Here is a 22,154-nt window from a genome sequence, read left to right as displayed (position 1 = left end):
GCCGTCGCACAGCACCCGACTCCGGGCAGAGAGGTCAGTTCCCACGAACCCCACCCAATCGCGCGGAAGGCCCGCGTGTCCGGAGCGTCGCCGATCCGATACCGGCCACCGAGAACGGCACCGGGAAAGGGTGCGCGCCGAAACGGCACGCACCCTGGCCCGAAACGCGATTCGGCTAGATGAAGGTGCTGAGGAGGGCGGCCATGGCGAAGCCGACGACGGAGAGGATCGTTTCGAGAACGGTCCATGTTCTGAGGGTGTCGCGGACGGACATGTTGAAGTAGCGGGAGATGATCCAGAAACCGCCGTCGTTGACGTGCGAGGCGATGATGGAGCCCGCGGAGATCGCGATGGCGATGAGCGCGACGTGCTGCTGGGAGTAGTCCTTGTCCTGGACGAGCGGCGCGACGATCCCGCCCGTGGTGACGATCGCGACGGTCGCCGAGCCCTGGGCGACGCGGAGGCCGCAGGCGATCAGGTAGGCGAGGACGATCACCGGGAGCCCCGCGTCCGAGAGCGTGTCGGCGAGGGCCTTGCCGACGCCGGTCGCCGACACGACCGCGCCGAAGAACGCGCCGCCGCCGATGACCAGCAGGATCATGCCGACGGGACGCAGCGAGCGGGCGGCGAGGTCGGACAGTTCGGCGGAGGTGATGCCGCGCCGGATGCCGAGCAGGTACATCGCGAGCAGCACGGCGATCGTGAGCGCGACGACGGGGTTGCCGAGGAAGGTCAGCGTCGGCAGCGCGGGGCTGTCCTCCCACCAGACGGTGCCGAAGGTGGCGAGCAGGATCAGCACCAGCGGCACGGCGATGATCAGCCCGACCAGGGTGAGCGAGGGCTCGGGCTCCGGCTCCTTCGCGGGGACGTCGTCCTTGGAGGGCTCGCCCTTGGTGAGCCCGACCTTCTCCTCCTCGCCCACGACGTACTCCTCGGGCACGTCGACGATGACGCGCTTGCCGATCCACGCGCCCCAGGCGACACCGGAGACGAGGAACGCCGGGATGCCGCAGATCAGGCCGAACACGATGAGCCAGCCGAGCGGGACGCCGAGGAGTCCGGCGGCGGCGACCGGGCCGGGGTGGGGCGGCAGGAACGCGTGCGTCATCGACAGGCCGGACAGCAGCGGGAGCGCGTAGAGGACGAGCGACCGTCCGCCCTGCTTGGCGGTGATGTAGACGAGCGGCGCGAGGACGAAGATGCCGACGTCGAAGAAGACCGGGATACCGAAGATCAGTCCGGCGAGGCCCATCGCGAGCGGCGCGCCGCGTTCGCCCGCGACGCCGAGCAGGCGCCGGGTGAGGACGTCCGCGCCCCCCGAGCGCTCCAGGATCGCGCCGAGGATCGTGCCGAGGCCGACGATCGGCGCGATGTGCCCGAGAAGCCCGCCGAAGCCCGTCTCCAGCAGGGACTTCTTGGAGCTCAGCGCCGTTCCGACGATCTCGTCGACGCTGAGCCCGGCGACGAGCGCGAGCGCGAGGCTGGAGACGATCAGCGCGATGAACGGTTCCAGTTTGACCTTGATGATGAGGAACAGGAGCACCGCGATCGACACGGCGCACAGCAGCAGCAGGCCGCCCGTCTCGTGTTGCAGCCAATGGACCATGAACGTGACCTCTCGGGGGTGGAAGGGTGGATCAGCGGGTCGCCCCGTCGGGGCTCCGGCGGAGGGAGCGGCCCGGCAGGGCGCCGGTGCGGCGCCCCGCGTCGATGACGGCCGTCCCGGCGACGAACACGTGCGGCATGCCGTCGGCGGGCCGGCGCGGGTCGTCGAAGGTGGCCGTGTCACGGACGGTCGAGGGGTCGAACAGGACGAGGTCGGCGTGGTAGCCGGGCCGGATCAGCCCGCGGTCGGCGAGCCGCAGCCGCCGGGCGGCGCGTCCGGTGAGGTGGGCGACGCACTCTTCGAGGGACAGCACGCCGAGGTCGCGGACGTAGTGCCCGAGGTAGCGGGGGAAGGTCCCCCACGCGCGCGGGTGCGGTTTCGCGGCGGCGAGCAGGCCGTCGCTCCCGCCGGTGTGGCAGGGGTGCCGCATGATCGCCTGGACGTTCTCCTCGTGCCCGACGTGCTGGAGGATCGTGGTGGACAGGTCGTCGGCCGCCAGCAGCTCGCGGAAGACCTCGAACTCCGGGCGGCCGGACGCGGCGGCGAGGTCGGCGACCGTCCGGCCGATGACGGCGGGGTCGCGGGACCCGGAGATCTCGATGGTCTCCCACTCGGCGGGGACGCCGTGGCAGCCGTCCGACCCCTCGACCTCCATCGCGTGCCGGATCCGCGCGCGTTCGGCGGGGTCGGCGAGGCGGGCCGCGAGCGCCCGCGGGCCGCCCGCCGCCGCCCAGCTCGGCAGCAGCGCGGCGAGCGTCGTGGAGCCCGGCAGGTAGGGGTAGGTGTCGAGGGTGATGTCGCAGCCGTCGCCGATCGCCTCGTCCAGCAGGGCGAGCAGTTCGGGCGCGCGGCCCCGGTTGACGCCGAAGTTCATCGTGGCGTGCGCGAGGTGGAGCGGGCAGCCGGAGCGGCGCGACAGCTCGACCATCTCGGCGTAGGCCCCCAGCGCGCCCGCGCCGTACGAGCGGTGGTGCGGCGCGTAGAAGCCGCCGAGGGAGGCGACGACGCGGCACAGCTCGGTCAGCTCGTCGTCGCCCGCGTACATGCCGGGCACGTAGGTGAGCCCGCTGGACATGCCGACCGCGCCCTCGCGCATGCCCGCCGCGACGAGCTCGCGCTGCCGGTCGAGTTCCGCCGGGGTGGGCGGACGGTCGTCCCAGCCCATCGCGAGCATCCGCACCGCGCCCTGCGGGACGAGGTAGCAGGCGTTGACCGGGATGCCCTGGTCGAGCCGGTCGAGGTACCCGCCGACGGTCCGCCAGTTCCAGTCGAAGCCGGGCGGGTCGCCGTTCCAGCCCGCGATCGTGCGGCGGATCTCGGGCAGCGTGCCGCCGTCGACGGGGGCGTAGGACAGCCCGTCCTGCCCGATGACCTCGGTCGTCACGCCCTGGCTGACCTTCGCGAGATGCTCGGGGTCGGTGAGCAGCGCGAGGTCGGAGTGGGCGTGCATGTCGATGAACCCGGGGGCGAGGACGAGCCCGCCGCCGTCGACGGTCGTCGCGCCGGACGCGCCGGGGCCGATCTCGGTGATGCGCCCGTCCGCGAACGCGACGTCGGCGACCCGGCCGGGCGCGCCGGTGCCGTCGACCACGGTCGCGCCGCGGATGACGGTCGAGGGCATCAGAACCACGTCCTGATGTAGTCGACGACCACGGGGTGTTCGGCGCGCACGTCGTCCACGACGGGGATGAGCAGCCATTTGTCGAGCGCCGTGCACGGGTGCGACAGCCCGAGCCGGACGACGTCGCCGACCTCGGCGGTCGCGTCCACGACGAACGTGTGCTGGTCGTTGAGCGCGGTGACGCGCGCGTGCTCGACCGGCCCGGCGCCCCGGCCCCGGACGAGCTGCGGCTCGGGCAGCCCCTCGTCGTAGGACAGGTCGCGCTTGCCCGCGTCGACCAGCGCGAGCGCGGGTTCGGGGCGGGACACGACCCGTGCCCAGCCGTGCATCGCCGAGCGCAGCCGCGTCCCGGCCGTGCCGCCGGTGCCGCGCGAGAACGGGGAGCGCTCGCGGTAGAAGCCGTCGTCGTGCACGATGTAGGCGCCCGACCTCACGACGACCGTCCCGCCCCGCTCACCGGCCAGGCCGCCGAGCACGTCCGCGACGACGTCGAAGAACGCGCTGCCGCCCGCCGTCACGATCGGCTCGTCGGTCTCGTACTCCAGGTCGCCGAACAGGGACGCCATGCGGCGCAGGTAGGTCTCGACGGTCGCGAGCCCCTCGGTGTCGGCATCGTGCGCGAGCGCGCCCTCGTAGCCCGCGACACCGGCGAGCCGGAGCGTCGGCGCCTTGCGCACCGCGTCGGCGATCGCCCGCGCGTCGGCCTCGTCGCGCACGCCGGTGCGGCCGTGCGGGCCGCCGAGCTCCACGCACACCTCGATCGGGCGCTCCGCCCCGGCGGCGCGGAGCGCGTCGTCCATCAGCTCGACCGAGCGCGCGGAGTCGACCCACGACACGAACGCGAACTCCGGGTCCTCGGCCATCCGCGCGGCGAGCCAGCCGAGCCCGACCGGGTCGAGCAGCGTGTTGGCGAGCTGGATCCGGCGGACGCCGAACGCCCGCGCGACGCGGATCTGCGGCAGGTTCGCGAGCGTGATGCCCCAGGCCCCGGCGTCGAGCTGGCGGCGCCAGAGCTGCGGCGCCATCGTGGTCTTGCCGTGCGGCGCGAGCGCCAGGCCGGCCGCGTCCGCCCAGCCCGCCATCGCGTGCAGGTTGTGGTCGAGCGCGCCCGCGTCGAGCGTCAGCAGCGGCGTGCCGAAGTCGGCGAGGGGCAGCCGCGCGTCGCGGGCCTGCGCGACCGTCAGCCCGTGCGCGGACGCCGGAATCGCCTTGTGGCGCCAGTCGAGCCGCTCCTCGCCGAGCGCCGCCACCGCGCTGACGTCGATGTTCGCGACCATGATGACCTCCCAGATTGCACTATACGCAACCTCAATTGCGCTATGTGCTGTTGTGGTTGTAGCATCGCCCTCGGGTACGGGTCAACGGTCGGCCGACGATCGTGACCCACTCGGGAGGGCAGGAAGATGGAACGCTTGCCGGCCGCCGTCTGCGTGGGCGAATCGATGGCCGTGCTCCTTCCCGACCAACCCGGTCCCCTTGAGGACGTTTCCTCATTTCACCCTGCTTCCGGGGGCGCCGAGGCGAACGTCGCGCGCGGCCTCGTCGCGCTCGGCGTCCCCACGGCCTGGGTCGGACGTGTCGGGGACGACGGGTTCGGCCGCCGTGTGACACGCGACCTCGCGGCGGGCGGAGTCGACATCCGCGGTGTGTCCGTCGACTCGCGCCGCCCGACCGGCCTCTATGTGAAGGAGGTCGGGCTCGGCGGCAGTGTCCTGCATTACTACCGGGACGGGTCCGCCGGGTCCGCGATCGGCCCGTCCGTGCTGGACGACCCGTCCGCCGGGCCGCTGCTGGGCGGCGCGCGGCTCGTGCACCTGTCGGGCATCACCGCCGCGCTGTCGGACTCCGCGCTCGAACTCACCCGCGAGCTGCTGCTGCGCCCGCGCGACGGGCAGCTCGTGAGCTTCGACCTGAACTGGCGTCCCGCGCTGTGGCGGCGGCGCGGGCCCGGCCGCCCGGAGGCGGTGCTGGCGCCGCTGCTGAACGCGGCCGACATCGTGCTGCTCGGCGCGGACGAGGCCACCGCCGTGCTCGGCACCGGCGACCCCGCCGAGCTGCGCGCGCTGCTTCCCGGCCCGGCGACGCTCGTCGTCAAGGACGACGCCCACCACGCGACCGCGCTCACCCGCCGCTCCACCGGTGCCGGCGACGCGGTCTCCGGAGACTCCTCCGTCACCGAGCCCGCGCTGAACGTGGAGGTCGTCGAGCCGGTAGGGGCGGGGGACGCGTTCGCCGCCGGATACCTCACCGGTACGCTGCGCGGGTACGGTCCACGGCGCTGCCTGCGGCTCGGTCACCTCGCGGCGGCCGCGACGCTGGTCGTACCCGGCGACCACGGGCCGCCGCCCCCGCCCGACCTGGTGGACGGACTGCTCCGCGCGTCCGCCGCCGAGTGGGCGGCGACGACGGTCCGGGCCTCCGGCATCGGCCGCCCGCTGGTGACGGGCCACGCGGTGCCGATGGCGCGGGCCGAGGAAACGGATCGTTCCGGAGCGGCGGACCGCTCGGTGGAGGAGGGGAGCCGGTGAGCCAGAGCCTCGCCCGCGCGCTCGCCATCCTCGGCGACCTGGGCGAGGGCCCGCGCACCCTCGACGAGCTGGCGGCGAAGGTCGGCGTGCACAAGACGACCGTGCTGCGGCTGCTGCGCACGATGGAGGACGAGCGGTTCGTCCACCGCGACGCCGACCACCGCTTCCACCTCGGCGCCGGGCTGTTCGCGCTGGCGGGCGCGGCGCTGGAGCAGCGCGGCATCCGCGACATCGCGGCGCCGCACCTGGCGCGGCTGAACGACGCGACGGGCCAGACCGTCCACCTCGGCGTGTACGAGGGCGGCGACGTCGTCTACCTCGACAAGTACGACTCGCGGCACGCGATCCGCATGTACTCGCGGGTGGGGCTGCGGATGCCGCTGCACGCGACCGCGATCGCCAAGGTGCTGCTCGCCGACCTGCCCGAGCCGCGCCGCCGCCGCGCCGCCGCCGAGATCGACTACGTCCCGTTCACCGAGCACACGATCACCGGTCCGGACGCGCTGCTGGAGGAGCTGGCGCGCGTCGCGGGCCAGGGCTACGCGATGGACGACGCCGAGCACGAGACGTTCATCCGCTGCGTCGCGGCACCCGTCCGGGACGCCTCCGGACGCGTCGTCGCCGCCGTCTCCATCTCGGTGCCCGAGGTCGTGCTGAGCCGTGACGACGTCGTCGCGCTGCTGCCCGACCTCCTCGCGACCACCCGCGCCATCTCCGCCGACTGCGGCCACACCGAAAGGGATTCCCCATGACCGACAAGACGACCGTGCGCACCGACGGCGCCCCCACGCCCGCCTACGCGTTCTCGCAGGGCGTGCGGAAGGGCCCGCTTCTCCAGGTGTCCGGGCAGGGCCCGCAGGACCCGGCGACCGGCGAGTTCCTCTACCCCGGCGACGTGAAGGCGCAGACGCGGCGCGTCCTGCAGAACATCAAGGCGGTGCTGGAGGCGGGCGGCGCGAGCGTCGAGGACGTGCTGATGCTCCGTGTCTACCTGAAGACGCGCGACGACTTCCCCGCGATGAACGAGGAGTACGAGGCGTTCATCAAGGAGAACTGCCCGAGCGGCGTCCTGCCGTCCCGCACGACGGTCGCGGTCGAGCTTCCGCACCCGGCGATGCTGGTCGAGATCGACGCGCTCGCCGTCGTCGGCTAACGCCCGCCGTCAGGCGCGCGTCCGGGACAGCCGGCCGGTCGCGACCAGCTCCAGCGTGATGAGCACCGCGATCGCCTCGATGGCCAGCAGGCCGATGAGGACGAGGAGCTGCGTCGCGCCGGCCTCGACCGGGTCGGCGCCGCCGAGCAGCACGCCGACGAACGCTCCCGGCAGCGTGACGAGCCCGACCGTCCGCGTCTGGTCGAGGACGGGGAACAGCGCGAGCGCCGCCGCCGGGCGGCACACCTCCAGCGCCGCGTCCCGCGCGAGGAGGCCGAGTGCGAGGCCGCCCTCGTACTCGCCTCGGCGCGTGCTCAGCTCGTCCAGCGCACGGCGCCCGGTGAGGCCGGTCGCCGACATCGCGCCGCCGATGAAGATCCCGGCGATCGGCAGCACCGCTACCGGCCGCGCCGGGACGAGTGTCGAGGCCGTCAGCAGCGCGAGCACGGGCGCGACGCCCGCGACGATCGGCAGCGCCGCCCACCAGGCCGCCGTGAGGAAGGCGCGGCCGCGGGCCGAGCCGGTGACGCGGTGGCCCGCCGTCGCGGCGGCGACCACGACCATGCCCGCGATGAACGCCGACGTCCAGCCCGCACTGCCCAGCACCGCCGCGATGACCAGCGACACCGCCGCGAGCTGCGCGGCGGCGCGCACCGCCGCGACGAGCATGTCGCGGCCGAGGCCGAGGCCGCCGAAGCGCGCGAGGACCGCGGCGGCCGACGCGAGCGCGACGAGGACGAGCGCGAGCACCGGCCCGACCTCCGGCGCCGCGTCCACCGCCCCCGCCATGCCGGTCATTATTCCAATTGGGTTGCTTGTGATCTCATAGCGCCCTCCTACCCGCTTAAAACCCCGATAGCGTGGGACTTGTGGAGGATGAGGACGCGGGCGGGACGTCCCGCCGCAAAGCGCTCTGGTTGATGGGCGCGGCCGCCGCCGGGCTCGCGGCGCTCGGAGCCGACGAGGCCCATCCGTCCCAGGGGTCGCGGGCGGCGGCGCAGGCGGTGCCGACACCGCGCGCGCGCCCGGTCATCCATCCGACCCCGACGCCGACCCCCACCCCGACGCCGCGTCCCGCCGTGTGGACCCCGGCGAAGCTCACCGCGACGGAGACGCCGGTGCGTGAGCTGACGCAGCTCGTCCCGGCGCCGCCGCCGAACACGATCGCGCTGACCATCGACGACGGGCCGAGCCCGCTGTGGACGCCGCGCGTGCTGGACCTGCTCGCCGAGCAGCGGATCCACGCGACGTTCTTCATCATCGGCGAGCAGGTGCAGGAGTTCCCCAAGCTCACCCGCCGCATCGCCGACGCCGGTCACCAGATCTGCAACCACACGATGACGCACCCCATCACGATCGGGGGCCTGTCGCGCAAGCGCGTCAACAAGGAGGTCGTGGACGCGCACAAGCGGATCGCCGACGTCACCGGCGTCGTGCCGCAGTTCTTCCGGTCGCCGGGCGGCGCGTGGTCCAAGACCGTCCTTGAGGTGGTCGCCGAGCACTCGATGCTGCCGATCGACTGGGCCGTCGACCCGCGCGACTGGTCGCGGCCGGGCGTCGGGCACATCCGCAGGACGCTGCTGCACGCGAAGGCGGGCAGCATCATGCTCTGCCACGACGGCGGCGGCGACCGCTCGCAGACGCTCGCGGCGCTGAAGACCGTCATCCCGAAGATGAAGAAGCGCGGCCTGACGTTCGTCGCGCTCTAGTCCGCGATCCCGGCGAGCCCGGCGAACAGGTCGGTCTCGGGGGTGGGCGACGCGACGTGCGAGCGGGCCAGGTGGTAGTCCTCGGTCGGCCAGACGTCGCGTTCGACGTCGCGCGGATGCGTCATGAAGCCCGCGCCCGGGTCGATCTGCGTCGCGTGGGCGAGCAGGGCCCGGTCGCGGACGGCGAAGTACTCCGCGCAGCGCACGCGCGTGGTGATGCCGAGTTCGGGGGCGTCGGACGGCCAGCCCTCAAGGATCGGGCCGATCTCCGACGCGAGACCCCGCCCGGTCATGCCGTCGTGCAGCGCCTGGAACCACCGCCGGGAGAAGGCGCCCTGGTAGTAGAGCTTGAGCGGACGCCACGGACGTCCCGTCCCGGGATAGCGGGCGGGGTCGCCGGACGCGTCGAACGCCTCCACCGTCACCTCGTGGGTCCTGACGTGGTCGGGGTGCGGGTAGCCGCCCGTCTCGTCATAGGTCACCACGACGTGCGGACGGAACCCGCGCATCAGCTCCACCAGCGGGCGCGCCGCGTCGGCGAGCGGCGTCACCGCGAAGCAGCCGTCCGGCAGCGGCTCGCCCTCGCCCGGCAGCCCGGAGTCGGTGAACCCGAGGAAGCGGTGCCGGACACCGAGGATCGCGCGCGCCGCCTCCATCTCCGCGCGGCGGATCGCGGGGAGGTCGGCGCGGACGTCCGGCCGGTCCATCGCCGGGTTGAGGACGTCGCCGCGCTCCCCTCCGGTGCAGGTCGCGACCATGACGTCCACGCCCTCGGCCGCGTATCTGGCCAGCGTCGCCGCGCCCTTGCTCGACTCGTCGTCGGGATGGGCGTGCACGCTCAGCAGGCGGAACGTCATCGGGAGACCTTTCGGGCCGGGTAGAAGAAGGCGGGGACGAGCGTCACGGCGGAGAGCCCGACCGCCCACCAGAACGTCGCGCCGTAGGCGGCGGCACCGGTGCGGTGGTCCAGCGAGTGCTGGAGGACGACCGCGAGCACGGCCGTGCCCAGCGACCCGCCGACCCGGTTGACGGTGTTGACGGCTCCGGCGGCACGGGCCGACTCGTCCGGCCGGACCGAGGCGTAGATCGTCGCCATGCCGGGCGCCATCACGACGCCGAGCCCCGCGCCGCGCAGCACCAGCGAGGCGACCAGCAACCAGCCGGGCGGGCCCGCGCCGAGCTGCGTGAACGCGAGCGTCCCGGCGAGCGTCAGCACGATCCCGGTGAGGATGAGCGGACGCGGCGCCACGCGGTCGGTGAGCCGCGAGGCGAAGTACGTCGCGACGGCGGTGCCGAGCGCCTGCGGCGCGAGGAGCAGCCCGGCCTCCAGCGCGGACGCGTGCTCCACCTGCTGGTAGTAGAGCGGCAGCAGCAGCATGGAGCTGTAGAGCGCCGCGCCTTGCAGGAACGAGTTGGCCGTCGCGACCGCGAAGCCGCGCCGCGCGAACAGCCGCAGGTCGATGAGCGCGTTCCCGCGGCGGCGCAGCGCGTGCGCCACGTAGGCGGTGAGCAGGCACGTCCCGGCGGCGAGAGGGACGGCGACGCGCACCGGGGCCGCGCCGCCCGCGTCCCCCAGCTCGGAGAACCCGTAGACGATCGCGGCGAGGCCGGGCGAGAGCAGCGCCAGCCCGAGCGCGTCGAGCCGTCCGCCCTTCCCGCGCTCCCCCGCCGGGTCGGCCGGGACGTGCCGCTTCGCCAGCAGCAGCGTCAGCAGCCCGACGGGGACGTTCACCAGGAACATCCACCGCCAGTCGAGCCGTCCGACGACCAGCCCGCCGATCACCGGCCCGAGGACGGGCGCGAACGTCAGCGGCAGGACCGTGATGCCGAAGACCCGCCCGAGCCGCGCCGGACCGGCCGCGCGGACGACGATCGACTGCCCGATCGGCTGGATCAGCCCGCCGCCGACGCCCTGGAGCACCCGGAACGCGATCAGGCTCCCGGCCGACCAGGCGAGCCCGCACAGCGCGGACCCGGCGGTGAACAGCGCGACCGACGTCATCCACATCGTCCTCGCGCCGAACCGGTCGCTCGCCCAGCCCGCGAGCGGCATCACCATCGAGATCGCGAGCAGGTACCCGGCCGACACCCACTGGAGCGTGCCGACGGGGCTGCGGAACTCGCGGGCGACCGAGTCGAGGCCGACGGTGACGATCGTCGTGTCGAGCATCGCGAGGATCGGGCCGAGGACGAGGACGAACGACGTCTTCAGCAGCGCCGCGTCGAGCCGGTCCTGCGGCGCGGCCGCCTCGGGTGCGCGGCCGGCTGCGGTCTTCACGCGGGACCTCCAAGTAGTTGTGATGAACCTAAAAGTAGGCTCATCACAACTACTTGGTCAAGCAGATATTTATGCTCGTCCTAGATTTCTTGGACGACCGGTGCCGGGCGGCGCTCCCGCGGCGCCTCCTCCTGGACGGCCTCGCCGTGCGAGACGCGGGGCAGCCACTCCAGCCAGCGCGGCAGGTACCAGTTCGCGCGCCCCAGCAGGGACATGAGGGCGGGCAGCAGCACCACCCGCACCACGGTCGCGTCGATCAGCACCGCGACCGCGAGGCCCACGCCGAGCTGCTTGAAGTCCTGCATCGACAGCGTCCCGAAGATCGCGAATGTGGCGATCATGATGACGGCGGCGCTGGTCACCACGCCCGCCGTCGACCGGACGCCGTCCGCGACCGCCTGCGTGGTGGGCAGCCCCCGGTCGTATGCCTCCCGGATCCGCGAGACGACGAACACGTGGTAGTCCATCGACAGCCCGAACAGCACGACGAACACGAACAGCGGGATCCACGACTCCAGCGCCCCCGCGCCCTCCGTCCCGACCAGCGCGTCGCCCCAGCCGTGCTGGAACACCGCGACCATCACCCCGTACGCGGCGCCGACCGACAGCAGGTTCAGCGCGATCGCGCTGACCGCGATCACCACCGAGCGGAAGAACACCAGCATCAGCAGGAACGTGATCCCCATGACGAACAGGAACACGGGCACGATCGCCGACTTGAGCTGGGCGTTGTAGTCGGTCGAGGAGGCGAGCTGCCCGGAGACCGCCGCCTGCGCGACCCCTCCGACCGTCTCCGGGACGATCTTCGTCCGCAACGTCTCCAGCGCGTGCTTGGACGTGGCGTCCGCGCCGGATCCCGCCAGCGGCACGTCGATCCGCGCGATGTTCTCCCGCTCGTGGACGGTGACGTCGATCGGCTCGTTCATCTCCCCGGACGCGACCGCCCGCCGCTTCAGCTCCTCGATCGCCGCCCGCACCTCCGGCGCGTCGATGTCGCGCGCCTTCACCACGACGGCGGCGGGCTCCGGGTTGCCGGGGAAGGCCGCGTTCAACTTGGTGTAGGTGGCCACGATGGGCTCGCCGGAGGGGATCTGCTGGTCGATCGAGAGCCGCTCGGTCCGCATGCCGAGCGCGGGCGCGGCCAGCACCAGCAGCACCCCCGCCGAGACCACCGCCGCGATCCCCGGACGCGCCAGGACGGGCCGCAGCAGAGCCCCCACCACACCGCCGCCCCCGCGGTGACGGTGTGACAGGTGGCCCGGCAGGTGGCCCGACGAGCGGTGCATCCGGTGCATCCGGTGCAGCCGGCCCAGCCGGACGCGGCCGAAGTCGACCTTGTCGCCGAGCAGCGACAGCAGCGCGGGCAGGACGGTCACCGAGCCGAGCATGGCGATCAGCACGACGAGGATCGTCGCGACCGCGAAACCCTTGAACAGCAGCAGTCCGGACAGGAACATCCCCGACATCGCCACCATCACGGTCAGCCCGGACACCAGCACCGACCGTCCCGAGGTGGCCGCCGCGATCGCCAGCGCGGCCTCCCGGTCGCGCCCGCGCGCCCGCTCCTCCCGTTCGCGCTGGAGGTAGAACAGGCAGTAGTCGACGCCGACCGCGAGCCCCATCAGCAGCATCACCGAGTTCGTCGTCTGGTCGACGTGCAGGGCGTGGCTGGTCACCGCGAGCAGCCCGCCCGCCGCGAGGAACGCCGTGAACGCCAGCACCACCGGCAGCACGGCCGCGAGCAGCGCCCCGAACGCCACCAGCAGGATGCCGATCGCGAGCGGCACCGCGGTCAACTCCGCGCGCTCGAAGTCGCTGCCGAGCGCGTGCTCGAACCAGGCGTCGGCGGTCGCGCCGCCGAACTCCCCCATCTCCACCGAGGGGTTGGCGCGCTGGGCCTTCGCGACCGCGGCCTGGACGGCGGGCAGCGGGTCGGGCGCCCCGTCCGGCGCCTCCTTCAGCGTGAACTGGACGATGACGTGCCGGCGGTCCTTGGACACCACGTCCGGGCGGAAGCCGGTGACCACCCCGCTGGCCCGCACGTTCGCGCGGACGGCGGCGGCCGCGCGGGTCATCTCCGGCGACCCGGCGGCGTGGGCGCCACCGGAGATCAGCACGGTCTCCTGGTCGGGGTCCTCGATGCCCGCCTCGTCAAGGATCTTGGCGGCCCGCGCCGACTGGCCGGTGCCCTGCTCATGGTCGGCCATCGTGACCTGCCCGGTCATCCCGCCGAGCACCGCGGCGAGGACGACGAACAGCAGCCAGCCGGAGATGGCGAGGAGGCGGTGGCGCGCGCTCCAGCCGCCGAGCGCGGCGGCGAGGTTCCGTTTCATGGGTGTCCCCCCGAGGGTCAATGGGATGTGCTCGCAAAGGGGGATGCGGCACGCCTTGAACGCTAGGAAGCGGCCCGGGGGAGGCGACATGGCCCTAGATGCCGGACGGGGGTGCACCTGAGTACACCCCACGTCCGGGTTGCGGGCACACTGTGCAGGCAGGACGCCCGCCGGAGACTGGAACCCGGAACGAAAAGGGCGGACGACGGAGGATCTGGTGAACGGTCAACTGGCGCGGCAGAGCAGATATCGGCGGCATCTCCTGGCCCCGGCGCGGGGACTGCGGCTGTGGCTGCTCGCGATCCCCACGATTCTGGTCGCCAGCTGGTTCATCACGGTGGTCTCGATGATCACCGGGTTCCTGGGCGTGCTGCTGTTCCCGTCCGCGACGCTGCTGATGCGCAGGCAGGTCGACCGCTACCGCGACCTGATCAACCGCTGGACCGACGAGCACATCGAGCGGCCCTACCTGCCCGAGCCGCCCCGCGAGCACGGCGTCCAGGGCATCATCAAGCGGTTCGTCGCGCTGCTCACCGACCCGGCGACCTGGCGCGACTACCTGTGGGTGGCCGCCGACCCGGTCGTCGTCCTGTTCACCGCCGCGCTGCCTGGCCTGCTGATCCTGTACGGGGTCTGGGGGTTCCTGCTCGCCGCGTTCGCCGGCGGGATGATCGGCCACTACGGCGGCAGCGACTGGTACGCCTGGGTGCACGTCGACCCCGGCTACGACCGGGACGCCGAGCGCCTCGTCTCCACCCTCGTGATCGCCACCGCCTGCGTCGTCGCCGGCTTCCTCGCCGGCCCGCGGATGATGGCCGTGTACGGGCGCTGGGGCCGGCTGGTGCTCGGCCCGACCGAGAAGTCCCGGCTCGCGCTGCGCGTCCGGCACCTGTCGGAGACCCGCTCGGAGGCCGTGGACGCCTCCGCCGCCGAGCTGCGCCGCATCGAGCGCGACCTGCACGACGGCGCGCAGGCCCGGCTCGTCGCGATGGGCATGACGCTCGGCGCCATCGAGCACCTCCTCGACAAGGACCCCGCCAAGGCGCGGCTGCTGCTGGCCCAGACCCGCGAGTCCTCCGCGACGGCGCTGCACGAGCTGCGCGACCTCGTCCGGGGCATCCACCCGCCGGTCCTCGCCGACCGCGGCGTCGGCGACGCCGTCAAGGCCCTCGCGCTCGACCACCCGCTGAACGTCGAGGTCAACGTCGAGGTCCCCGGACGGCCCGAGCCGCCCGTCGAGTCCGCCGCCTACTTCGCGGTGTCGGAGATCCTCACCAACGCCGCCAAGCACTCGGGCGCGCGGCGGGTCTGGATCGACATGCGGCACGAGGCGGGAATGCTCCGCGTCACGGTCACCGACGACGGGCGCGGCGGCGCCAGCCTCGACGCGGGCACCGGGCTGCGCGGGATCGAGCGCCGGATCGGTACATTCGACGGCGTCCTCGCCCTCAACTCGCCCGTGGGCGGCCCGACCATCGTGACGCTGGAGCTGCCGTGCGCGTTGTCCTCGCCGAAGACCTCGCCCTCCTGAGGGAGGGGCTCGTCAGCCTCCTCGAAACGCACGACTTCGAGATCGCCGCGGCCGTCGACAACGGCCCCTCGCTCCTGAAGGCCCTGCTCGACCACCGCCCGGACGTGGCGGTGGTCGACGTGCGGCTGCCCCCGTCCTTCACCGACGAGGGGCTCCAGGCGGCGCTGGAGGCGCGCCGCCGGGTGCCCGGCCTGCCCGTCCTCGTGCTGTCGCAGTACGTCGAGCAGCTCTACGCCCGCGAGCTGCTCGCCGACGGCAGCGGCGGCATCGGCTACCTGCTGAAGGACCGCGTGTTCGACGCCGCCCAGTTCGTGGACGCGGTCCGCCGGGTCGCCGGGGGCGGCACCGCGATGGACCCCGAGGTGATCTCCCGGCTGCTCGCGAGCAGCACCCGCGACTCCCCGCTCGGCCGCCTCACCCCCCGCGAGGGCGAGGTGCTGGAGCTGATGGCGCAGGGCCGCTCCAACGCCGCGATCGCCGAGAAGCTCGTGGTCACCGAGCGCGCCGTCACCAAGCACACCGCCAACATCTTCGCCAAGCTCGACCTCCCGGTGACCGGCGACGACAACCGCCGTGTCCTGGCGGTGCTCGCCTACCTCAACCGGTGAGGCGTTCCGGGGGCCGGAGGGGCATGATGTAGCTCCGCGAGATGGCCCCTTTGGAGGGTGCGATGACCGTGGTCATGATCCTGCTCTGCCTGGCGATCGCCGGACGGGAGCTGTACCTGGCGTTCGAGCGCAGGCGCGGCGCGGGCGCACCCGAGATCGCCGACATCCGCACCCAGCTCGCCGCGCTGAAGGGCACCCGGGACGAGTTCGGCCGGTTCCGCTCGAAGGCCACCGGGTCGCTGGAGGAGACCGACGCCCGGATCCGCTCGCTGATCGCCCAGATCAACGACCGGATGGTGCCCGACGTCAACGAGCGCCTCGGCCGCCAGCGCGAGGCGGTGGAGCGGCTCGGCGGCGACGTCGCCGCCCTCCGCGCGCATCTCGTCAGGCGGCTCGACCAGGCGGTCGCCGCGTCCCTGGGCGCCGACCCGGTCGACTTCGTCGCGGGGGCGCTGGCGGCGGAGCCGGCCGCGCGTCCCGCCCTCGCCGAGCCGTACGAGCGCTTCGCCGCCCATTACGGGCTGCGCGTCGAGCTGGCCGACCATGACCGCTACTACCTGTCGGGCCGCAGCCCCCGCGCGCTGGAGAGCGACTTCCTCGACCTGCTGACCGCCCTGCGCACCCGGTGCGAGCAAACAGGGGGCGAGCGAACAGGGGGCGAGCGAACAGGGGGCGAGCGAACAGGGGGCGAGCGGTCGGCGAGCCCGCGGGCGGAGGGCACGGGCTCGGAGGGCACGGGCTCGATCGGCACGGGCTCGGACGGCTGGGCCGAGCCGCTGGTGTCGGCGCTGCGCGGCCTCGACCGCGGCGGCGCCGGGATCGGGCCGCTGCTGCTCGCCCGGACGCCCGGATCGCTGGTCTGCGGCGTCCTGCCGCTCGCCGAACTGCTCCGCCCCGAGACCGCCCGGCTGCTGGACGACCCGGACGGCGCCGTCCTCCGCCTGCGCGACCTCCCCGACACCCGCGCCTGCGACCTCTCCTCCTGGCCCGCCCTCCACTGACCCCCCGGACCGGGAATTCGCGGGCTGACCTGCGGATTCTAGATAGTGGGCGAACCCCCGAGGGAACGGAGTCCGTGGTGCCGGAGAGCACGCGCGTCCTCTGGACGATCGACCTGGACGACCCCCTGTCCACCGCGCCCGACCGGGCCGGAGCCGAGGCGGCGGGTCTGGCCCGCGCCGCACAGCACAGGCTGCCGGTCCTGCCCGGGTTCGTGATCCCCGCCCAGTGCGTCGCGCTCGACGGCCGGGCCCCCTGCGAGGACGCGGCGCCCCGCACCCGCCCGTACGTGAACACCCACGATCTTCGCGAGGCGTGGGCGCGGCTGAGCCATGACGGCGCCCGCCCGCTGGTCCTCCGGCCGTCGCCCGCACGGGAGGACGGCGCGGACCCCTCCTCCGCCATGGAGGCGCGGGACTGGTCCGCGTTCATCAAGGCGGCGATGGCGGTCGCGGCCTCGGCGGAGTCCGGGACGGCGGTGCTCGTCCAGCCGCGGCTCGACGCGGAGGTGGCCGGGGTGGTGCTCGGCGCCGACCCGGTGAGCGGACGCACCGACCGTACGGTCGTGTCGGCCGTCCCCGGTGACTCCCGGTACACCCTCACCCGGCGGGGCCATGTGATCAACGTCGACCGCGGCGGCGACACACCCGCCGCCGGCGCACCGCTGACGCCGTCGCGGCTGCGGACGCTGGCCCGGATGGCGGCGCGGGCCGCGTCGGTCCTGGGCGGGCCCCAGGAGATCGAGTTCGCGTTCGATCGCGACGGCCGCCCCTGGCTGCTCCACAGCCGCCGACTCCCCGCCGACCTCGGGGAATGCGCGACGGGCCCCGAGTGCTGTACATTGCAGGCAACGTCCTCGGCTTTCCGCCGTATGCGGCGAGGACGTCTTCACCTTCCCCGCCCGGGCCATCTGAGCGCCCGGTGATCACCGACCTGAGGCGCGCGTCCTTTCTCGCGCCAGGGTCGCGGCAGTAGGGAGCCGACGTCAGCTCTGAGAGCCGAGCTGCATTTCTTCCATTCCCCTCGCGTACGCGCCGCGGGTTCCGCCGCCGTACGCGGGGATCGACACCGGGCCACGCGGACCGTTCCGCGCGGGCCTGAGAAGGGACCCCCATGTCCACTTCCACCATCACCGAACCTTCCACCGCCACCGAGCACAAGCCGCGCCGCGCCGCCCCGCAGGGCTCCCGGCAGCCGGGCAGGCGCTCGGCGGCGGCACGGCAGGCCGCCGAGGAGCAGCCCGCCGTCCCGTTCCACGGCCTGCTCGCCGTCCAGGACAAGCACGCGTTCGTCCGCACCTCCGGCTACCTGCCGGGCCCCGAGGACGTGCACGTGTCGCTCACCCAGGTGAAGATGTACGGGCTGCGCCCCGGGGACGCCGTCTCCGGCACCGCCAGGGCGAGCAAGAGCGGCCGCGACAAGTTCTCCGCGCTCGCGTCCGTCGAGCTGGTCAACGGCCTCCCGCCCGGCGAGGCGGCGAACCGTCCCGAGTTCGCCAAGCTCACCCCGCTGTTCCCGGACGAGCGGCTCCGCCTGGACACCGGCCCGCTCGCGACCCGCGTCATCGACATCATCGCGCCGATCGGCAAGGGCCAGCGCGGGCTGATCGTGTCCCCGCCCAAGGTCGGCAAGACGATGATCCTCCAGGCCGTCGCGAACGCGATCGGCCAGAACAACCCCGACGTGCACCTCATGGTCGTGCTCATCGACGAGCGCCCCGAGGAGGTCACCGACCTCCAGCGGACCGTGCGCGGCGAGGTGATCCACTCGACGTTCGACCGCCCCGCGCAGGACCACACGATGCTCGCCGAGCTCGCGGTGGAGCGCGCCAAACGCCTGGTCGAGCAGGGCCGCGACGTCGTCATGCTGCTCGACTCGATCACCAGGCTCGGCCGGGCCTACAACCTGGCGGCCCCCTCCAGCAGCCGGATCCTCGCCGGCGGCGTCGCGACCACCGCCATCTACCCGCCCAAGAAGTTCTTCGGCGCCGCCCGCAACATCGAGAACGGCGGCTCGCTGACCATCCTCGCCACCGCGCTCGTCGAGACCGGCTCCCGCATGGACGACGTGTTCTTCGAGGAGTACAAGGGCACCGGCAACATGGAACTGAAGCTCGACCGCGGCCTGGCCGACCGGCGTGTCTTCCCCGCCGTCGACATCGAGGCCTCCAGCACGCGCCGCGAGGAGCTGCTGATGAGCCCCGAGGAACTCGCCCTCAACCAGCGCCTGCGCCGTGCCCTTTCCGGCATGGAGCGCCAACAGGCGCTCGAACAGCTCCTGGAGAAGATGAAGGGCACCTCGTCGAACGCGGAATTCCTCCTCCGCGTCCAGCAGACGACCTGATCAGCCCCTCCGCTCCGGCCTGAACGACTTCAGGACGCGGTCGTAGAGGCGCTGTCCGGGCGTCCACTGCGAATCGGGCGAGAAGAAGCAGAACTCATATCCCGCGGCGCGGCCGCACAGCACGTGCCTTTCCGCCGCCGAGCCCTTCTCCTCGTCGTCTTCATCGGAAACGCCGTCTCCCGCGGCGTCCCGTTCCGCGGTGGCGTCACGCCAGGTGAACTCCCATTCCGCCGCGCCCTCGGCGAGTTCGGGCACCGCCGCCAGCCGCAGCCGGCGGTAGCCGGGGTAGCGGTCGTCCGCCACCGCCGCGCGCTCGGCCGCGCGCAACCCCGTGAGGGGGTCGCCGGGAGCCGGGGCGATGCGCAGCACCTGCCCGGAGCCGCCGTCCCACCACTGCGTGATCGGCCCGTTCCGCACCGACCGCCAGCCCGCCGGGACCCGCACCGAGTAGCCGCCCGCCTCACGGTACTTCGCCGTCTTCGCGGGGACCCCCACGGCCGGACGCAGCGCGACGGCGTCGCTCTTGCCGATCGACGTCCAGCGCGCCGCCCACGTCCCCATCCCGGCCGCGATCGCCGCGAGCACGGCCACGCTGAGGACGGCCCCGGGCCGCCACCGCGCGCCGTACCGGCGCTCCCGCCCCCTGAACAGGGCGGGCAGGGACGGCACCGCCGGCAGCGCCGGAACCCGCGCTTCCGGCCGCGACGGGACGCGCCGCCGGGACGGGACGCGGCGCGGCGCCGCCACCAGCGTGGCGCCCGGCGTCTCGGAGGGTCCGGCCGCCTCCCGCAGCAGCGCCGCCGTGGCCTCGCCGGACAGCCGGTCCTCCGGGCGCTGCCGCAGCAGGCCCTCGATGACCGGCGCCAGCGGGCCCGCCCGCGCGGGCAGCGGGTACTCGCCGAGCAGCACCGCGACCATCGAGGCGAGCGCGTGGCAGCGCAGGAACGGGGAGAAGCCCTCGACCGCCGTGTAGAGGGTCGCGCCGAGCGACCACAGGTCCGACGCGGGGACGCTCGGGTGCCCGTTGACGCGTTCGGGCGGCAGGTAGGCGGGCGACCCCTCGATGCCCGCGACCAGCGTCTCGGCGGTCTCGCGGCCCGGGTCGGCGTGCACGGCGAGCCCGAAGTCGGTCAGCAGGACGCGGCCGTCCTGGCAGATCAGCACGTTGCTCGGCTTCACGTCGCGGTGCAGGATCCCGGCGGCGTGCGCGGCGCGCAGCACCGCCAGCACGTCCGCGCCGATCCGCGCGGCGCGCCGCACGCCGAGCGGGCCGCCGTCGGCGATGATCCGGTGCAGCGACCGCGACTCCACGAACTCCATGACGATCCAGGGGCGGCCGTCCTCGACGATCAGGTCGTGGACGGCGACCACGCCGGGGTGCTTCAGCGCGGCGGTGGCCCGCGCCTCGCCGAGCAGGCGCCGGCACAGCACCTTGCGCTCCGCCTCGGTGATGCGTTCGGGAAGGTGGACCTCCTTCACCGCGACGTCGCGGTCGAGCATCTCGTCGTAGGCCCGCCAGACGGTGCCCATTCCGCCCCTGCCGACCACGGACAGCAGGCGATACCGTCGCGCGAGCGGTATCAACCGATCCCCGCTCATGAGGCGGTTATGCGCCCGGAAGCGCTCAAGCCACGCCCCGTCGGCGACAATCATTTCTTGACCGCGCCGCGCTTGCGCCGGGCCCGCCCGGATGCATCCCCTTACCGCGGCGGGGACGGGACGGTAAAGGCGCGTTATGCCATCGCGTCCGCGAACACCTTCTTGGCCCATTTGTAATCGGACTTGCCGACGGCCGTGCGCGACACCTCGTCCACGATCTGGATCTGGCGCGGCAGCTTGTATCCGGCGAGCCGCCCCCGGCAGTGCCCGGTGAGGCCCTCCAGCGTGACGGTCGCGCCCGGCCGCGGCGCCACGACGGCCGCGACCCGCTGCCCGAACCGCTCGTCGGGCAGGCCGACCACGACGACGTCCGCGACGTCGGGGTGGCCCTTGAGGGCGACCTCGACCTCCTCCGGGTACACCTTCTCGCCGCCGGTGTTGATCACCAGGGAGCCGCGGCCGAGCAGCACGACCGTGCCGTCCTCCGCCGGGGTGGCGTAGTCGCCGGGGATCGACCAGCGGGTGCCCGCGGCGTCGGTGAAGAACGTCGCGGCGGTCTTGGCCGGGTCGTTGTAGTAGCCGACCGGGATGTGCCCGGACCGCGCGAGCCTGCCGATCTCCCCGGGCCGGACGGGCTTCAGGTCGTCGTCCAGGACGGCGATCCCCGGCTTCATCCTGAACCGGGCGGTCCCCTCCGTGCCGCCGTCCGCGGCGGGGGTCGCGCCGTCCACCGAGGGCCCGCACGCGCCGGTCTCGGACGCGCCGTAGTTGTCGCGGAACAGCAGGTCGGGCAGGTGGGCGCGCAGTTCGCGGCGTGCGCCCTCGGTCAGCGGCGCGCCGCCGGAGGCGACGGCGAGCAGCGAGGAGGTGTCGTGCCGGCCCTCCGCCATCGCCCGGGCCAGCGGGCGCGCCATGGCGTCCCCGATCACCATCAGCGCGTTCACGCCCTCCGCCTCGACCAGCCGGAGCACCTCGTCCGCGTCGAAGGCGTGCGGGGTGTAGAGGACGACCCGGCTGCCGCCGAACAGCGCCATCAGCACGACCCACTGCCCGGCGCCGTGCATGACGGGCGGGCAGATCAGGGTGGTCAAGCCGGGCTTGGCGGTGTTGGCGGCGAGGTCCTGCGGCGCGCCGACCGGCTCGCCGAGGGGGTTGCCGCCGCCGAGCGCGCCGTAGAAGGCGTCCTCGCAGCGCCACTCGACGCCCTTGGGGTAGCCGGTGGTGCCGCCGGTGTAGACGATGTAGCGGTCGTCGTCGGACCGCTCGGGGAAGGCGTGGCCCGGGTCGGCCGCGGCGAGGGCCTTCTCGTACTCGACCGCCCCCGGGACGTCGTCGTCGGCGCCGTCCTCCAGGACGACGACGTGCCGCAGGGCGGGCAGCTCGGCGCGCACCTCCTGCGCCGTCGCCAGCAGCGAGCGCTCACCGATCAGCGCCACCGAGCCGGAGTCGGCCAGGACGTGCCGCAGCTCGGCGGCGACGTACCGGTAGTTCACCGGGATCGGGACGGCGCGGATCTTGAAGGCGCCGAACATCGCCTCGATCCACTCGACCCGGTTGTAGGCGAGGATCGCGACGTGCTCGCCGGGCCGCACCCCCGCCTCCGCGAGGTGGTGGCCGACCCGGCTCGCCCGCTCGTCGAGCTCCCCGTAGGTGCGCCGCCGGCCCCCGCCCGCGAGCGCGGGACGTTCCGGCCCCGCAGCCGCCATGATCTCCAGCAGGTCGGCCAGATTGTAGGTTCGCGGCATGCCACGTCCTCGCGTCTCGGGGTCCGGTACGACTCCTGCGCATCATCTCCGATCGTACATAAGCGCTCAATTACCTCGGGGTTGTTTCGTGTCGACAGAAC

Annotated in this window: 17 protein-coding genes and 1 pseudogene; 9 read left to right on the top strand and 9 right to left on the bottom strand. The window is 73.5% G+C overall.

All coding sequences use genetic code 11. From position 1 onward, the window contains the following. Positions 1-175 precede the first annotated feature (175 nt). From KLI87_RS04660 to KLI87_RS04650, 3 genes are read right to left on the bottom strand one after another with little or no spacing between them, the layout of a single operon-like run. Positions 176-1,606: a GntP family permease gene (locus tag KLI87_RS04660; protein ID WP_156214682.1), complete on the bottom strand. Its 1,431-nt coding sequence runs from the start codon at positions 1,604-1,606 to the stop codon at positions 176-178. 31 nt (positions 1,607-1,637) lie between these two features. Further along, the gene (locus KLI87_RS04655) at positions 1,638-3,227 is read right to left on the bottom strand and encodes an amidohydrolase family protein (protein ID WP_214615946.1); all 1,590 of its coding nucleotides are present in this window, start codon (positions 3,225-3,227) and stop codon (positions 1,638-1,640) included. Continuing rightward, positions 3,227-4,504 carry an alanine racemase gene (locus tag KLI87_RS04650; RefSeq protein WP_214615945.1) on the bottom strand — a complete coding sequence of 426 codons (1,278 nt, stop codon included), beginning with the start codon at positions 4,502-4,504 and terminating at the stop codon, positions 3,227-3,229. Before KLI87_RS04650 ends, KLI87_RS04655 begins: the two co-directional genes overlap by 1 nt. 126 nt (positions 4,505-4,630) lie before the next feature. Here KLI87_RS04650 and KLI87_RS04645 point away from each other — a divergent pair, with 126 nt between their 5' ends. The 3 genes from KLI87_RS04645 to KLI87_RS04635 are packed head-to-tail and all read left to right on the top strand — an operon-like array spanning position 4,631 to position 6,908. Then, complete coding sequence (locus KLI87_RS04645) at positions 4,631-5,755, top strand: sugar kinase (RefSeq protein ID WP_156214685.1); 1,125 nt, start codon at positions 4,631-4,633, stop codon at positions 5,753-5,755. Continuing rightward, entirely contained in the window at positions 5,752-6,507 is a 756-nt protein-coding gene (locus KLI87_RS04640; RefSeq protein ID WP_214615944.1) for an IclR family transcriptional regulator, read from the top strand. Before KLI87_RS04645 ends, KLI87_RS04640 begins: the two co-directional genes overlap by 4 nt. Further along, positions 6,504-6,908, top strand: a complete 405-nt coding sequence (locus KLI87_RS04635) for a RidA family protein (RefSeq protein WP_156214686.1) — start codon at positions 6,504-6,506, stop codon at positions 6,906-6,908. The genes KLI87_RS04640 and KLI87_RS04635 overlap by 4 nt, the downstream gene beginning before the upstream one ends. A gap of 9 nt (positions 6,909-6,917) precedes the next feature. Here the strand turns inward: KLI87_RS04635 and KLI87_RS04630 are convergent, their stop codons facing one another. Further along, the gene (locus KLI87_RS04630; RefSeq protein WP_156214687.1) at positions 6,918-7,697 is read right to left on the bottom strand and encodes an ABC transporter permease; all 780 of its coding nucleotides are present in this window, start codon (positions 7,695-7,697) and stop codon (positions 6,918-6,920) included. An 80-nt stretch (positions 7,698-7,777) separates the two neighbouring features. On the opposite strand from KLI87_RS04630, the gene KLI87_RS04625 reads away from it, so the two are divergent. Further along, positions 7,778-8,617: a polysaccharide deacetylase family protein gene (locus KLI87_RS04625; RefSeq protein WP_308165844.1), complete on the top strand. Its 840-nt coding sequence runs from the start codon at positions 7,778-7,780 to the stop codon at positions 8,615-8,617. Here the strand turns inward: KLI87_RS04625 and mca are convergent. From mca to KLI87_RS04610, 3 genes are all read right to left on the bottom strand, one after another. Continuing rightward, positions 8,614-9,474: a mycothiol conjugate amidase Mca gene (gene mca, locus KLI87_RS04620; protein ID WP_156214688.1), complete on the bottom strand. Its 861-nt coding sequence runs from the start codon at positions 9,472-9,474 to the stop codon at positions 8,614-8,616. The genes KLI87_RS04625 and mca overlap by 4 nt on opposite strands. Continuing rightward, positions 9,471-10,895: an MDR family MFS transporter gene (locus KLI87_RS04615; protein WP_214615943.1), complete on the bottom strand. Its 1,425-nt coding sequence runs from the start codon at positions 10,893-10,895 to the stop codon at positions 9,471-9,473. Before KLI87_RS04615 ends, mca begins: the two co-directional genes overlap by 4 nt. A gap of 80 nt (positions 10,896-10,975) precedes the next feature. Next, positions 10,976-13,228, bottom strand: a complete 2,253-nt coding sequence (locus KLI87_RS04610; protein ID WP_214615942.1) for an MMPL family transporter — start codon at positions 13,226-13,228, stop codon at positions 10,976-10,978. A gap of 217 nt (positions 13,229-13,445) precedes the next feature. Between KLI87_RS04610 and KLI87_RS04605 the strand changes: the two genes are divergently transcribed. The 5 genes and pseudogenes from KLI87_RS04605 to rho form a co-directional block, all read left to right on the top strand. Next, complete coding sequence (locus KLI87_RS04605) at positions 13,446-14,759, top strand: histidine kinase (protein ID WP_308165843.1); 1,314 nt, start codon at positions 13,446-13,448, stop codon at positions 14,757-14,759. Then, the gene (locus KLI87_RS04600) at positions 14,723-15,367 is read left to right on the top strand and encodes a response regulator transcription factor (protein ID WP_214615941.1); all 645 of its coding nucleotides are present in this window, start codon (positions 14,723-14,725) and stop codon (positions 15,365-15,367) included. The genes KLI87_RS04605 and KLI87_RS04600 overlap by 37 nt, the downstream gene beginning before the upstream one ends. Positions 15,368-15,429: 62 nt before the next feature. Further along, a complete protein-coding gene (locus KLI87_RS04595; protein WP_214615940.1) occupies positions 15,430-16,368 on the top strand; it encodes a hypothetical protein in 939 nt (312 codons plus the stop codon). A 77-nt stretch (positions 16,369-16,445) separates the two neighbouring features. Next, positions 16,446-17,291, top strand: a complete 846-nt coding sequence (locus KLI87_RS04590) for a hypothetical protein (RefSeq protein WP_214615939.1) — start codon at positions 16,446-16,448, stop codon at positions 17,289-17,291. A gap of 257 nt (positions 17,292-17,548) precedes the next feature. After that, a pseudogene (gene rho / locus KLI87_RS04585) lies at positions 17,549-18,709 on the top strand (transcription termination factor Rho); the annotation flags it as partial. Here the strand turns inward: rho and KLI87_RS04580 are convergent. Both KLI87_RS04580 and KLI87_RS04575 read right to left on the bottom strand, forming a co-directional pair. Further along, positions 18,710-20,308, bottom strand: a complete 1,599-nt coding sequence (locus tag KLI87_RS04580; protein WP_214615937.1) for a serine/threonine-protein kinase — start codon at positions 20,306-20,308, stop codon at positions 18,710-18,712. It lies immediately after the preceding pseudogene. 134 nt (positions 20,309-20,442) lie between these two features. After that, positions 20,443-22,053 (bottom strand): acyl-CoA synthetase, encoded by a 1,611-nt coding sequence (locus tag KLI87_RS04575; protein ID WP_156214694.1) that lies wholly within the window; start codon positions 22,051-22,053, stop codon positions 20,443-20,445. Positions 22,054-22,154: the final 101 nt, after the last annotated feature.

The sequence above is a fragment of the Actinomadura sp. NEAU-AAG7 genome (assembly GCF_018603865.1).
GTDB lineage: Bacteria > Actinomycetota > Actinomycetes > Streptosporangiales > Streptosporangiaceae > Spirillospora > Spirillospora litoris.
Note: the sequence above shows the minus strand (reverse complement) of the source record. Positions and strands in the feature narration are given on the sequence as shown.

Excerpts from the sequence above, each read along its gene's own strand:
- KLI87_RS04660 (WP_156214682.1), bottom strand. The coding sequence starts at position 1,606 with ATGGTCCATTGGCTGCAACACGAGACGGGCGGCCTGCTGCTGCTGTGC.
- KLI87_RS04580 (WP_214615937.1), bottom strand. The coding sequence starts at position 20,308 with ATGAGCGGGGATCGGTTGATACCGCTCGCGCGACGGTATCGCCTGCTG.
- KLI87_RS04650 (WP_214615945.1), bottom strand. The coding sequence starts at position 4,504 with ATGGTCGCGAACATCGACGTCAGCGCGGTGGCGGCGCTCGGCGAGGAG.
- KLI87_RS04655 (WP_214615946.1), bottom strand. The coding sequence starts at position 3,227 with ATGCCCTCGACCGTCATCCGCGGCGCGACCGTGGTCGACGGCACCGGC.
- mca (WP_156214688.1), bottom strand. The coding sequence starts at position 9,474 with ATGACGTTCCGCCTGCTGAGCGTGCACGCCCATCCCGACGACGAGTCG.
- KLI87_RS04610 (WP_214615942.1), bottom strand. The coding sequence starts at position 13,228 with ATGAAACGGAACCTCGCCGCCGCGCTCGGCGGCTGGAGCGCGCGCCAC.
- KLI87_RS04595 (WP_214615940.1), top strand. The coding sequence starts at position 15,430 with ATGACCGTGGTCATGATCCTGCTCTGCCTGGCGATCGCCGGACGGGAG.
- KLI87_RS04645 (WP_156214685.1), top strand. The coding sequence starts at position 4,631 with ATGGAACGCTTGCCGGCCGCCGTCTGCGTGGGCGAATCGATGGCCGTG.
- KLI87_RS04635 (WP_156214686.1), top strand. The coding sequence starts at position 6,504 with ATGACCGACAAGACGACCGTGCGCACCGACGGCGCCCCCACGCCCGCC.
- KLI87_RS04575 (WP_156214694.1), bottom strand. The coding sequence starts at position 22,053 with ATGCCGCGAACCTACAATCTGGCCGACCTGCTGGAGATCATGGCGGCT.
- KLI87_RS04630 (WP_156214687.1), bottom strand. The coding sequence starts at position 7,697 with ATGGCGGGGGCGGTGGACGCGGCGCCGGAGGTCGGGCCGGTGCTCGCG.